The sequence below is a fragment of the Cupriavidus sp. 05T42 genome, from assembly GCF_056396345.1.
Window position 1 is genome coordinate 86,283 of record NZ_JBFTLH010000017.1, and the last position, 12,240, is coordinate 98,522.

The 12,240-nt window shown below is 68.7% G+C and carries 11 protein-coding genes; 5 read left to right on the forward strand and 6 right to left on the reverse strand.

Features of this window, described 5'->3' with window-relative positions; translation table 11 throughout:
- Window positions 1-29: 29 nt before the first annotated feature.
- Together AC1EJR_RS21045 and msrA are read right to left on the reverse strand one after the other, a co-directional pair.
- The gene (locus AC1EJR_RS21045; protein WP_477147511.1) at window positions 30-1,430 is read right to left on the reverse strand and encodes an FAD-containing oxidoreductase; all 1,401 of its coding nucleotides are present in this window, start codon (window positions 1,428-1,430) and stop codon (window positions 30-32) included.
- Between the two features lie 64 nt (window positions 1,431-1,494).
- Window positions 1,495-2,001 (reverse strand): peptide-methionine (S)-S-oxide reductase MsrA, encoded by a 507-nt coding sequence (msrA, locus tag AC1EJR_RS21050; RefSeq protein WP_092300641.1) that lies wholly within the window; start codon window positions 1,999-2,001, stop codon window positions 1,495-1,497.
- 89 nt (window positions 2,002-2,090) lie between these two features.
- Here msrA and AC1EJR_RS21055 point away from each other — a divergent pair, with 89 nt between their 5' ends.
- On the forward strand, window positions 2,091-2,720 hold the full coding sequence (locus AC1EJR_RS21055; RefSeq protein WP_477113636.1) for a uracil-DNA glycosylase family protein: 630 nt from the start codon (window positions 2,091-2,093) through the stop codon (window positions 2,718-2,720).
- Here the strand turns inward: AC1EJR_RS21055 and AC1EJR_RS21060 are convergent, their stop codons facing one another.
- On the reverse strand, window positions 2,721-3,686 hold the full coding sequence (locus AC1EJR_RS21060) for a LysR substrate-binding domain-containing protein (protein ID WP_092300647.1): 966 nt from the start codon (window positions 3,684-3,686) through the stop codon (window positions 2,721-2,723).
- 251 nt (window positions 3,687-3,937) lie between these two features.
- On the opposite strand from AC1EJR_RS21060, the gene AC1EJR_RS21065 reads away from it, so the two are divergent.
- Both AC1EJR_RS21065 and AC1EJR_RS21070 read left to right on the forward strand, forming a co-directional pair.
- Window positions 3,938-4,987: a Bug family tripartite tricarboxylate transporter substrate binding protein gene (locus AC1EJR_RS21065; RefSeq protein ID WP_441592974.1), complete on the forward strand. Its 1,050-nt coding sequence runs from the start codon at window positions 3,938-3,940 to the stop codon at window positions 4,985-4,987.
- Between the two features lie 2 nt (window positions 4,988-4,989).
- Window positions 4,990-6,591 carry a gamma-glutamyltransferase family protein gene (locus AC1EJR_RS21070; RefSeq protein WP_477113629.1) on the forward strand — a complete coding sequence of 534 codons (1,602 nt, stop codon included), beginning with the start codon at window positions 4,990-4,992 and terminating at the stop codon, window positions 6,589-6,591.
- A 34-nt stretch (window positions 6,592-6,625) separates the two neighbouring features.
- Here the strand turns inward: AC1EJR_RS21070 and AC1EJR_RS21075 are convergent, their stop codons facing one another.
- Both AC1EJR_RS21075 and AC1EJR_RS21080 read right to left on the reverse strand, forming a co-directional pair.
- Window positions 6,626-9,577, reverse strand: coding sequence for an autotransporter family protein (locus tag AC1EJR_RS21075; protein ID WP_477113630.1), 2,952 nt, complete (start codon window positions 9,575-9,577; stop codon window positions 6,626-6,628).
- 148 nt (window positions 9,578-9,725) lie between these two features.
- The gene (locus tag AC1EJR_RS21080; RefSeq protein WP_477147512.1) at window positions 9,726-10,196 is read right to left on the reverse strand and encodes an Lrp/AsnC family transcriptional regulator; all 471 of its coding nucleotides are present in this window, start codon (window positions 10,194-10,196) and stop codon (window positions 9,726-9,728) included.
- 136 nt (window positions 10,197-10,332) lie between these two features.
- On the opposite strand from AC1EJR_RS21080, the gene AC1EJR_RS21085 reads away from it, so the two are divergent.
- Entirely contained in the window at window positions 10,333-11,262 is a 930-nt protein-coding gene (locus AC1EJR_RS21085) for a DMT family transporter (protein WP_477106037.1), read from the forward strand.
- A 22-nt stretch (window positions 11,263-11,284) separates the two neighbouring features.
- Here the strand turns inward: AC1EJR_RS21085 and AC1EJR_RS21090 are convergent, their stop codons facing one another.
- Window positions 11,285-11,755, reverse strand: a complete 471-nt coding sequence (locus AC1EJR_RS21090; protein WP_092300665.1) for an Lrp/AsnC family transcriptional regulator — start codon at window positions 11,753-11,755, stop codon at window positions 11,285-11,287.
- A gap of 160 nt (window positions 11,756-11,915) precedes the next feature.
- Between AC1EJR_RS21090 and AC1EJR_RS21095 the strand changes: the two genes are divergently transcribed.
- Window positions 11,916-12,227: an AsnC family transcriptional regulator gene (locus AC1EJR_RS21095; protein ID WP_477113631.1), complete on the forward strand. Its 312-nt coding sequence runs from the start codon at window positions 11,916-11,918 to the stop codon at window positions 12,225-12,227.
- Window positions 12,228-12,240 lie beyond the last annotated feature (13 nt).

Here is a 12,240-nt window from a genome sequence, read left to right on the forward strand (position 1 = left end):
TTTGCGTCAGATATGAAAATAGTCGGGAGTCAGCGGGGCTTCGACAACTCCCCAAAGATTGTCGGAATCAACTCCGATACGGTCGGATGGATGGCCATGGTCTGGGTCATCTGCGTGGCGGTCATGCCACCGGCCATCGCGGCCAGCACCATATGGACCGCCTCGTCGCCGCCCGGGCCGAGGATGGCGGCGCCGAGAATCTGGTCGGTATCGGCATCCACCACCACCCGCATCGAGCCCTGCGCCTCGCCCTTCTCCACGGCCCGCGCCACGCGCGTCATCGGCCGCATGCCGATGCGCACCCGGTGGCCGGCCTGCCGCGCCTGGGCTTCGGTCATGCCCACGCGGCCGAGCGGCGGATCGGTGAACAGCGCGTAGACCGGAATCCGGTCACCCACGGAGCGCTGGGCCCCATCGAGCAGATTGGCCGCCACCACTTCGAAATCGTTGTAGGCGGTGTGGGTGAAGGCGCCGCGCCCGTTGCAATCGCCCAGTGCCCAGATGCCGTCCACGCTGGTGCGGAGCTGGTTGTCGACATCGATATAGCCGCGCGCATCGGTGGCCACGCCGGCCTTGTCGAGGCCCAGGTCGTCGGTGTTCGGTCGCCGGCCCACGGCCAGCAGCACGTGGGTACCGGCGATCTGCTCCGCGCCGGCCGGGCAGCCCGGGCCGCTGACGCCCACCGCCGCACCTTCGGCATGCGGGTAAAGCTGGATGCACTCCGCGCCGCAGCGGATGCGGATGCCTTCCGCTTCCAGGATCTCCCGCACCTGCAGCGAGACGTCCGGATCTTCCCGCGCAATCAGGTGCTGGCCGCGCTCCACCACCGTGACCTGCGCGCCGAGACGGCGKAATACCTGCGCGAACTCCAGTCCCACATAGCTGCCGCCGATGACGATCAGGTGCCCGGGCACCTCGGTCATCGCCACCATGTTCGTATTCGTCAGATAGGGAACCTCGGCAAGCCCGCCGATTTCCTTGGGCGCCAGCGCACGGCCGCCCACATTGAGAAAGATCTTGTTCGCGCGCAGCAGGCGGTCGCCCACGCGCACGGTGCGGGGGCTCTCCAGCCGGGCGTGGCCACGGATCAGCGTGCAGCCTTGCATGCCCCCGAGCCAGCCTTCCAGCCCCGTGCGGGACTTGCCGCTGATCTCCGCCACGCGGGCGCTGACCCGGGCCATGTCGATGCGGGCCGGCCCCGGCAGCATCACGCCGTAGTCGGCGGCGCGCGCCGTCAGATGGGCCGCATAGGCGTTGGCGACGAGCGCCTTGGTCGGCGTGCAGCCCACGTTGACGCAGGTGCCGCCGACCTGATGGCGCTCGATGATCGCCACGGTCATGCCCGCCTGCGTCAGCCGGCCCGCCAGCGACGGGCCCGCCTGGCCAGTGCCGATGATGATGGCGTCGAAGATTTCAGGGGAATCCGACATACAGCCTCCTCATCGGCCCGCCGGCCGCATGGTCGCCGAACTTACAACTGGGGCGCTACACGCATTACACGCGCGCCGGCAGCTTCCAGTTCGGGCGCACGAAGTGGCAGGTATAGCCATTCGGCAGCCGCTCCAGGTAGTCCTGGTGCTCGGGTTCCGCCTCCCAGAACGGGCCGGCCTGGGAAATCTCGGTGACCGCCTTGCCCGGCCACAGCCCGGAGGCGTCCACGTCGGCCACGGTGTCCTCGGCCACCTGTTTCTGCTCGTCATCCATATAGAAGATGGCGGAGCGGTAGCTGGTGCCGACATCGTTGCCTTGCCGGTTCTTGGTGGTCGGATCGTGGATCTGGAAGAAGAATTCGAGGATTTGGCGAAAGCTGATCTGCTTCGGATCGAACACGATCTCGATGGCTTCCGCGTGGGTGCCGTGGTTGCGATAGGTCGCGTTCGGCACATCGCCGCCGGAGTAGCCCACGCGCGTGGAGAGCACACCCGGATAGCGGCGCAGCAGGTCCTGCATGCCCCAGAAGCAGCCGCCGGCGAGGATGGCGGTTTCGGTTTGCGTCGTCATACGTCTGATCCTTTCATTCGGGGGCCGGCGAGAGCGCCGGCGCATCGACCAGTAATATACGCATGCCTCAGGAATTTCGCAGAATGGCTATGCCGTCCCCACCTTACTCGCCGGGTCTTTCCCCCGGTTTCGCCCCCGATGCCGTGCAGCGCCTGCGCCACGAGATCGCCGCCTGCACGCGCTGCGCGGCCGACCTCGCCGCCGGGCCGCGCCCCGTGGTGCAGTTCAGCGCCACATCACGCATCCTCATCATCGGCCAGGCGCCGGGCTCGCGCGTGCACGCCAGCGGCGTGCCATTCGACGACCCCAGCGGCGACCGCCTGCGCGACTGGACCGGCCTCACCCCCGAGGTGTTCTACGACGCCAGCCGCGTGGCCCTGATGCCGATGGGGTTCTGTTATCCGGGCAAGGGGCCCAGCGGCGACCTGCCGCCGCGCCGCGAATGCGCGCCGCTCTGGCACGAGGCCATCCTGGAACACCTGCCGCCGGACCGCCTGACGCTGCTGGTCGGCAGCTACGCCCAGGCGCGCTATCTGCCGAAGGGTGCCGGCGGATCGATGACGGACGCCGTGCGCAACTTCCGCGCAGCCGGGCCGCATGTGTTCCCGCTGCCGCATCCGTCCTGGCGGGTGGTGGGATGGATGCGCCACCATCCGTGGTTCGAAGCCGAGCTGCTGCCCGCGCTGCAAGCCGCCGTGCGGGAGCAACTCGCTGGATAACTACGCGGCGGAAGCCAGCACCGCCGGTCGCGACGACACCAACCGGGGCGTGGCCGACCCGGGCGTCTCCAGCATCCGCCAGAACTCCAGCAGCGTGGGATTGCTGCTGATTACGGGCCGAAACGCGACGATCTCGAGTTCCGCGTACCAGGACGCATCGCCGGCATGCACCAGCGTGCCGTCGGCCAGCGCCTCGGCGGCGGTGCTCAACGGCAGCCACGCCAGCCCGTGGCCCTCGGTCGCCATCTTCAGCAGCAGCATGGCCATGTCGGCCTCGTAGCAGCGCACCAGCCCCCGGTGCGCGTTGTGCGTCTCCAGGACAGTATCGAGCACGCGCCCGAGCGTGGTGTTGGGGGTGTAGGCCAGGAAGGGGATGGGCGGCGCGTCGCCCGGGGAGGCGGCGGGCACGGCGAAGCGCGGGCGGCCATCGGGCCGGGGGGCCGAGACCGGCAGCAGCGTGTCGGCGCCCACGGTCAGGCTCAGGAAACGGTCCGCATCGAGCGAGACCGGCACGCGCGGGTGGTTGTAGCCGAGCATCAGGTCGCAGTGGCCTTCGGACAGCGCCACCACGGCGTCCAGCACATTGGCCGCCACCACACGCGCGTGGAAGTCGCCGAAGCGTTGCTGGCAGCGCTTGAGCCAGGCCGGCAGGAAGGCCAGCGAGAGCGTGTGCCCGGCGGCGATGTCGATGGCATTGCCAGGCAGCGACGCCTCGCGCCGCAAGGCGGCGCGGGCGTCCAGCAGCAGGTCCGCCGCCTGCCCGGCCGTCTCGCAGAAAGCCGCGCCGGCCCGTGTCAGCGCCAGCGGGTAGGTGTTGCGGTCCACCAGTTCGGCGCCGACCCAGTCCTCCAGCGAGCGGATGCGGCGCGACAGCGCCGACTGCGTGATGTGCCGCAACTCGGCGGCACGCGAGAAACTGCGCGTGCGTTCCAGCACGAGCAGGTCTTCGATCCATTTCAACTGCATGATGCGACCCCATGACCGGGCCACGGATGCCTGCGGCGCCCGGATGCGCAGGCCCTATTCCGGTTTCGCATAGGTCCATGGCCAATTTGCATCCCATGATGCACGGACCGTGCCTAGAATCGATCCCACTCCCAACAGCAGGCCGCCCCAAGGCGCGCGGCCCCTGGCATGACAGGCGCGACAGAGCCCGCGAGACAGCGGCCGGTGCGTCAGATGTTCCGCAACCCATCGCCCTCGGAGTCTCTCCCATCATGTTGAAGTCGTCGTTCCCGTCTCCCTTGCCCGCATGCACCGCGCCGGCGCATGCGCGCACCATCCTGAACCGCGCCCTGCCGCTGCTCGTGGCCGCCGCCGGCCTCTCGGGCGCCCTGGCCGCACCGGCCGCATTCGCCGCACCCGCCGAGTATCCGGATCGTCCGATCCAGCTCGTGCTGTCGTTCCCGCCCGCCGGCGCCACCGACGTGCTGGCCCGCGCCGTGGGCACGCGGCTCTCGCAGGTGCTCAAGCAGCCGGTGGTGGTGGAAAACCGCCCGGGCGCCGGGGGCGCGCTGGGCATGGGCTACGCCGCCAAGGCCGCGCCGGACGGCTACACGCTCTACATGGCCGCCGTCAGCAATGCCGCCATCGCCGCCGTCACCTACAGCAACCAGCCGGCCAACCTCGCCAAGGATTTCGTGCCGATCGCCGGCATCGGCAATGTGCCGCACATCCTCGTGGTGCCGTCCACGCTGCCCGTGAAGACCGTGCCGGAACTGGTGAAATACCTGAAGGCGTCGCCGGGGCAGTACAACTTTGCCTCGCAGGGGTCGGGCACGCTGTCGCACCTGGAGTCGGAGCTGTTCCGGCTGCGCACGGGGGTGGACGTGATGCACGTGCCGTATAAGGGCAGTTCGTTCGCGCTGCCGGACCTGATGGCGGGCCGCTCGGCGATGATGTTCGACAGCATTCCCTCGGCCCTGCCGCACGTGAAGGCGGGCAAGCTGCGCCTGCTGGCGGTGGCCTCCGACCAGCGCGTGAAGTCCCTGCCCGAGGTGCAGACCATGGGCGAAGCCGGCATCCAGGACTTCCGCGCCAACAACCTGTTCGGCCTGGTGGCGCCCAAGGGCACTCCGCCGGCTGTGATCGAGAAACTGGCCGCCGCCACCAAGGCCGTGCTGGCCCAGCCGGATCTGGTCGACACGATGGATGCCCAGGGCGTGCAGATCGTCTATTCGGCGCCGGACAAGTTCGGCCGCATGATCAACGAGGAAATGCGCGACTGGGCCAAGGTGGCGCAGGCCGCGAAGGTCAAGGTGGACTGAATATGACGGCTTTCTGGGATTTTCCGTACACGGCGCGCCGCTTGCCGGTGCTTGCCGACAATGTGATCGCCACGTCGCAGCCGTTGGCCGCCGCCGCCGGGATGCGCATGCTCGCGCGAGGCGGCAATGCCGTGGATGCCGCGCTGGCCACCGCCATCGCCCTGACCGTGGTGGAACCGTGCATGAACGGCATCGGCGGCGACGCCTTCGCGCTGATCTGGGACGGCGAGACGCTGCACGGCCTCAACGCCTCCGGCCGCGCGCCGCGCGCCTGGACGCCAGAATCGTTCGCGCGCCACAGCAGCATGCCCTTCACCGGCTGGGACAGCGTGACGGTGCCCGGCGCGGTCTCGGGCTGGCGCACCACGTGGGAACGCTTCGGCTCGCTGCCGTTCGAGGACCTGTTCGAACCCGCCATCGAGTACGCCACCAATGGCTACGTGGTCTCGCATACGGTCCATCGCCAGTGGCAGGCGCAGGTGCCGGTGCTGCGCAACGAGCCCGGCTTTGCCGAGTCGTTCGCCCCGCGTGGCCGGGCGCCGCTGCCCGGCGAGCGCTTTATCTGCCCGGGGCAGGCGGAGACGCTGACGCGCATCGCCCGCTCCGGCGGGGAGGACTTCTATCACGGCGAACTGGCGCGCAAGATTGCCGATCACGCGCGCGCCACCGGGGGCCGCATCGACGAAGCCGACCTCGCCGCCCACCGTGCGGACTGGGTCGAGCCGATCCGCATGGCCTACCGCGACCTGGAACTCTATGAAATCGGCCCGAACGGCCAGGGCATTGGCGCGCTGATGGCGCTGGGCATGCTCGAGCATTGGGATATTGCCGAGTCCGGGCTCGATAGCGCCCGCACCATGCACCTGCAGATCGAGGCGATGAAGCTCGCCTTCGCCGACCTGCAAGCCCATGTGGGCGATATCGATGCCATGCGCCGGCCCGGCGCGGTGTCGCCCGAGGCGCTGCTCGATCCCGCCTATCTGGCCGAACGCGCGCGCGCCATTCGCCCCGACCAGGCCTCGTATCCCGGCCCGGGCAAGCCGCACACGGGCGGCACGGTCTACCTGACCGCCGCCGACCGCAACGGGATGATGGTGTCGTACATCCAGTCGAACTTCAAAGGCTTCGGGTCCGGCGTGGTGGTGCCCGGCACGGGCATCGCGCTGCATAACCGGGGCTGGGGCTTCAGCCTGGAAACCGGCCATCCGAACCAGGTGGCGCCGGGCAAGCGCCCGTTCCACACCATCATTCCCGGCTTCCTGATGCGCGACGGTGCGCCGCTGGCGTCGTTCGGCGTGATGGGTGGGTCGATGCAGGCGCAGGGCCACGTGCAGATGACGAGCCGACTGGCGGATTTCGGCCAGAACCCGCAGGCCGCCAGCGACGCGCCGCGCTGGCGCGTGATGGACGATAACGTGGGGGTAGCCGTGGAAGCCCATTGCCCGCCCGCCACCGTGGAGGGGCTGCGCGCCATGGGACACAAGGTGGAGCAGGCACCCGCCGACAGTCTCGACTTCGGCGGGGCCCAGATGGCGATGAAGATGCCGCACGGCTATGCGGCGGCATCGGATTCCCGCAAGGATGGCTATCCGGTGGGGTTCTGACCCCGCCGGACGGCCATCCCGCCTCAGCGGGGGCTTACCAGCGGTAGCGCATGCCCAGTTGCGCCTTGCCGGCCGTGTAGTCCTGCGCGCCGGCCTCGACGCCAATGCTGCCCCACACGGTCAGGCGCCGCGTGACATCGCCCTGCATGCCGACCCGGGCTTCGAGGCGGTTGGCAGGCAGGTCCTCGCGGACGACGAGCGAGTCGAACTGCGCGGTCTGCGTGGCGGGGCCATGCCACCAGTTGATTTCGGCAAACGGTTTCATCCGCATCATGCCGATGGGGCTGCCGGCGGTCTCGGGATGGCTGACATCGCCATGCAGGCGCAGGCCCAGCCGCGTGGTGATGCTGCTCTCCGAGAGCTGGCTGACCACGGTGCCGCCCTGCTCGACATGGCGATCCGCCCAGTAGTTCGCGTAGAGGATCTGCAGTTGCGGCTCCAGATACGTCTGCACGTCMGCCGAGCGTTGGAGCGGGAAGGCGTGGCCGGTTTCGATGGAGGTGACGAGGTTCGACGAGCGATAGCGCTCCGAGGGCAGGCCCGCGCCGTTGACCTCATTGTCATAGGCGCCATACATGACCCACGCATCCACGTAGGGGCCGGTTTCCGTGTGGCGATTGCCGTACCAGGTGCCGTAGACCCCCGCGCTAACGCCATCGACCTTGCCGTGCGCGGCCAGCGGCCCGTTGTTCGACACGTTGCGGCTGCCGCCGTACGCGCCCATCACCCCCACATGGATGCTGCCCTTGTCCACCGGCAAGCGGAGCACATCGCTGCCGCCATGCACGAGGTAGCGGTTGTCGCTGCCGGTCAGGCCCAGCGCGCTGTCGCGGCTGGCCGTGGCGCCGACCGTGCGCAGCCAGGCGTGGCGGCCTGCGCGGTTGGCGTCGCCGGTACCGGCGGCGGTGCGCTCGCCCTCCCGGTCGCGCAGGGTGTGGAACAGCAGGGTGCTGGCGGCGAGCTTGTTGTTCAGATAGGCGCCGACCTCCGGCCGCAGCGGCGGCAGCGGATCGACGTCGTCAGGCTTCCCGTCGGACCGCACCTGCGCCACCAGATACCAGTCTTCGGCCGTGCCACCCTCGCCGCCCCGCAGCAGTTGGTAGTCATAGGCGCCGGCGGCGATCGATCCCACGCCTTGCCGGTAGCCGTCCGAGCCGGGGTTCAGGCGGAACGCCGTGGCGTCCGTGGCGCCGCCGTTGCGCGTCTCCACGAGGCGGATGCCTTGCACGGTCTGCGCGCCTTCGCCGCCAGCATGGCGGATCAGCAGGCTGGTATCGCCCGAGGCGCGCGCGCCGTCGAGCACGATCTTGTCGGTGGCCGATCCATCGCCGCCCATCTGCGTGGCGAGCCGCACGGTACCGCCGTTGCCGGTGTAGTCACGCGTCACGGTCAGCGTGTGGCCGGGGGCCGTGCCGGTGACGAGGTTGACCATGCCGCTGTTGGCGAGGCTGGCGACCACGGCATCGCCCTGGGTGTTCCAGGTCGATAGCGGGTCCACAGACAGGCTGAAGGTGCTGCCGGCCTCGATGCGCGCCGCGCCGTCCAGCGTCGACGATTCCAGGCCGAGGTTCAGCGTTGCCGGGGCGGCAGCGTTGCCATTCACCAGTTCGATGACGTGCGTGCCGCCGGATACCGTCGCGCGCCGCAGCGTGGCGTCCAGCGTGGTGCCCTCCACAAGGATGCCTGCACCCTGATGGGCCACGAGCCGCGCGTCGGACACGAGGGCTGAACTCGTGCCCTGCCCGTAGGCCGTGGCGACCAGGGCCGCCGCGCCCGCGCCGTGCGTCGTGACCGAGCCGTGATGCAGGTGCAGGCTGGCGGCGCCGCCCAGGACCGTGCCATGGGCGTCAGCGCCGTGCGTGGCGATGTCGACATCGTGCGTGATCAGCGTGGCGGGATGGGTCGTGCCCGGTTTCTCGCCGATCGCCAACAGGCCGTAGGCTTCCGCGCCCTCGGTGGTCACGGCGCCGCCGGTGAGCGCCACCTGCGCCCCGTGCATGGCGAAGGCGCCTGCGGCGCGCTGCCCTTTGGTCGTCACGGCCAGATCGCGGGCCTCAAGCTTGCCGCCCGACAGCGCGCCCAGGCCGTGGGCGAGCGCACCCTGCGTCTGCACGGTGCCGCCCCGGATATTGGCCGTGCTGACGTAGTCGTGCTGGTCGTTGACGCCCTCCACCCAGACGCCGGCGGCACCTTCCCCGCCGGTGACGATATCGGCCTGCGCCACGTTGATGGCGCCGGACATCGCATGGGCRCCGTGCGCCGCCTTGCCGGTGGTGCGGATGCGCGTGCCGGTGGCCTCGACGAGGGTGCCGTGGCTCAGGCCGATCGCCTCCAGCCCGTGGCCGCGCAGCCCGCTGGTGTTGATCACGCCGCCCGTGATGGTGACGGTGGCCTCGCTGTTGGCCTCCACCGCGCTGATATGGTCGCCGCTGGTGTTGATGGTGGTGTCACGCACGTCGATCCGGGCCCCGCCACTGAAGGCCATCACGCCATGGCCGGCTTCGGCCGTGATCGTGCCGCCCGTGATGCCGATGCGCGCACCGTCGTCGGCCCGCGCGCCTTCGTAGGTCTGGCCCGCGAAGACCTGTACGTTGTGGAGGTCGATGCGGCTGCCGTCGTCATAGGCAAACAGGCCCATGCCTTGCTCGGCGCTGATGCCGCCGCCGCGCATGGTGATGACGCCGCCGCCATGCGCCACCAGCCCATGGGCGCCGCCGCCATGCGTGGCGATGGCGACCGCGCCATTGGTATCGACGATGTTGACGATGCCGCCGTCGTAGGCCAGGACCGCGGCGCCTGCCCGCCCGACCGTGCTGCCGGTGTCGATGGCGCGACCATCATCGACCTGAACCTGAACGCCGTTGGCGACGACCTGCTGGGCGATTGAGGAATGGGAAAAAACGAGACAAGCCGTGGCGATCACGGACAACGGCGTGCCGACAGCCCTGCGCTGTCGGCGGGCCTGCACTGGAGGTAGCACCTGCATGAATGGACTCGAAGAGTAAGTAGGAAGGGCCGGTCCGCCCCGCCTTGTGAGCGAGGCTTCCCGGGCGCCCGCGCATTCTCACGAGTCACATTTCCTGTTTCTATGGGCATTTCCTTAAATTGCAGCAGGATGCCAGTCGCATCAATGTCTACCCCAGCGGCAGCGCCGTGCTGTACAGCACCTGCTTCAGCGCGAAGCTGGAGCGGATGCTGGCCACGCCCGGGATGCGCGTGATCTGATCGATGATCAGACGCTCGAGCGAGTCCACGTCGGCCACCACCACCCGCAGCAGGTAGTCGGCATCGCCCGACATCAGGTAGCACTCCAYCACCTGTGGCAGCGCGGCGATGCGGCGTTCGAACTCGTCCAATGTCTCGCGGCGCTGCTTGTCGAGCGTGATCGAGATGAACACCACCACCTTGAGGCCGAGCCGGCGCGCGTCCAGCAGCGTGACCTTGCGCGCGATCACGCCCGATTTCTCCAGTTGCTTCACCCGTGCCAGACAGGGCGACGGCGACAGGTTCACGCGGCTGGCCAGCTCCACATTGGTGAGGCTGCCGTCGCGCTGCAATTCGCTCAGGATCCGGATATCTGTGGCGTCGAGATCGATGTCCAGCATGTTGCGCTTCCTATTCGTGCAAAAACGGCATTCTATGCTGGAATCGGAAGTCAGCGCAGTTGTATCCGGTGATTGCTGCGGCGCAACCAGACGTAGACTTTTCAGCACCCCGCACCCGTTCCGGAAACCTTTCCCGATGTCTGCCCAAGCTCCTGCCGGCGCCGCTCCGACCGCCGGACTCAAGAAATTCCTGCCCCTGATCGGGGCCGTCGCCATCTGGGGCGGCAACTGGCCCGTGATGAAACTCGGCCTGGCCCACGTCAGCCCGCTGTGGTTCGCGGCGCTGCGCTTCGGCTCGGCGGCGCTGATCAGCGTGGTGGTGCTCGGCGCGCTGCGCCGGCTGCGCCTGCCCACGCGCCAGGAATGGCCGCTGGTGATCAGCGTGGGGTTGTTGCAGATGGGTGCCTTCACGGCGCTGGCGCTCTGGGCCTTGCAGTACGTGGCGCCGGGGCGGGCCTCGGTGGTGGCCTACGCCACGGCGATCTGGGTGATTCCGCTGTCCGCGCTGGTGCTGGGCGAGCGGCCGTCGCGGCTGCAATGGCTGGCCACGGCGTTCAGCTACGCGGGCATCGCCGTGATCGTGGCGCCCGCGCTGGGCGACTGGGAGTTGCATACCGTGATGGGGCTGACCATGTTGCTCGGCGCCTCGCTCGCGTGGTCGGTCAGCATCATCCATCTGCGCGCGCACCGCGCGGTGCGGCTCGGCGCGGACATGATTCCGTGGGAATGCGCGGTGGCCACGGTGCCGCTGCTGTTGCTGGCCCTGTTCCGCGATGGCGCGCCAGATCTCGGCGCGATGGCGGACATCTGGCCGATCATCCTCTACACCGGCCCGCTCGCCACGGCGCTGACCTTTATCGTCGTGCTCAATGTCACGCAGGCGCTGCCGCCGGCAGCCACCTCCATCGCCATGCTCGGCGTGCCGCTGCTCGGCCTGCTGCTCTCGGCGGTGGCCTGGCACGAGCGCATTTCCGCGGATCTTTCGATTGGCCTCGCGCTGATCGGCCTCGGCGTCATTACCACCGCGCTGGCGCCCCGCCTGGGCAGGCTGGCTGCGCCGCGCTGATTTCTCGGAAAATGACTAGCGACTAGGGCTGGACGGAGGGCTCGCGCTTCAGGGTGCGCAGCACGAAGGTCGAGTGGCTGTGCCGCAGGCCGGGCAGCTTGTAGAGCTTGTGGCGCAGGAATTCCTCGTAGCCCTCGGTGCCGGCCACGGCCACCTTGATCAGATAGTCGTACTCGCCCGTCAGCAGATGGGCTTCGAGCACTTCCGGCAGTTCGGCCAGCGCCTCGCCAAAGCGGCGGAACATGTCGTCGTCGTGGCGATCCAGCGTGACTTCGATTAGCACCGTGTCCGGCAGGCCCAGCGCCTTCTGGTTCAGCAGCGCCGCGTAACTCTCGATCACCCCTGCTTCCTCCAGCGCCCGCACCCGGTTCCAGCACGGCGTGGCGGACAGGCCAACCAGCTCGGCCAGCTTCGCATTGGAGATGCGCCCGTCGCGGCGCAGTTCGCGCAGGATGCGGCGGTCGATGTCATCGAGCTTGGGAAGGTTCGACATGGCGGATTCGCTTCAAGAAGAATAATCATCCGATGATTGTATGACAATCAGCGATTTCTTCTTCATCTGTACTCATATCGAAGAAAAATCAGAAGCTCATTTTCCGCCGGCGCTGGTAAATTTACCGGACACCTTTCGCATCACATCCGGACCGCCTGCCATGCCGCTTCCCACCCTCGACCTCGCCCTCGAACTCGATCCCGCCGATGTCTTCGGCAGCCTGGAATGGGTGCTCGCCAATGCCCGCCGCACGGGCCTGACGCTGCAGGCGCTGCGCTTCGACGCCAATGCTGCGCAGGGCGTGCGGTTCTCCGCCAGCGCGCCGGTGCCGGAACTGCTGCACGTGTTCGTGCGCCGCATCGGCCATGGCGTCGATGTGCGGATCGTGGACGCGGAATTTGGCGATGACGTCGATGGGCTCGACGGCCTGATCTCCGTCACGCTGCCCGAGCCGGCGGCGCTGCCCGCCTGACCTGGGTCAGGCG

What these genes read in the sequence shown, in the direction of transcription:
- msrA (WP_092300641.1), bottom strand. Translation starts at nt 2,001, where the DNA reads ATGACGACGCAAACCGAAACCGCCATCCTCGCCGGCGGCTGCTTCTGG.
- AC1EJR_RS21055 (WP_477113636.1), top strand. Translation starts at nt 2,091, where the DNA reads ATGCCGTCCCCACCTTACTCGCCGGGTCTTTCCCCCGGTTTCGCCCCC.
- AC1EJR_RS21060 (WP_092300647.1), bottom strand. Translation starts at nt 3,686, where the DNA reads ATGCAGTTGAAATGGATCGAAGACCTGCTCGTGCTGGAACGCACGCGC.
- AC1EJR_RS21065 (WP_441592974.1), top strand. Translation starts at nt 3,938, where the DNA reads ATGTTGAAGTCGTCGTTCCCGTCTCCCTTGCCCGCATGCACCGCGCCG.
- AC1EJR_RS21070 (WP_477113629.1), top strand. Translation starts at nt 4,990, where the DNA reads ATGACGGCTTTCTGGGATTTTCCGTACACGGCGCGCCGCTTGCCGGTG.
- AC1EJR_RS21085 (WP_477106037.1), top strand. Translation starts at nt 10,333, where the DNA reads ATGTCTGCCCAAGCTCCTGCCGGCGCCGCTCCGACCGCCGGACTCAAG.
- AC1EJR_RS21090 (WP_092300665.1), bottom strand. Translation starts at nt 11,755, where the DNA reads ATGTCGAACCTTCCCAAGCTCGATGACATCGACCGCCGCATCCTGCGC.
- AC1EJR_RS21095 (WP_477113631.1), top strand. Translation starts at nt 11,916, where the DNA reads ATGCCGCTTCCCACCCTCGACCTCGCCCTCGAACTCGATCCCGCCGAT.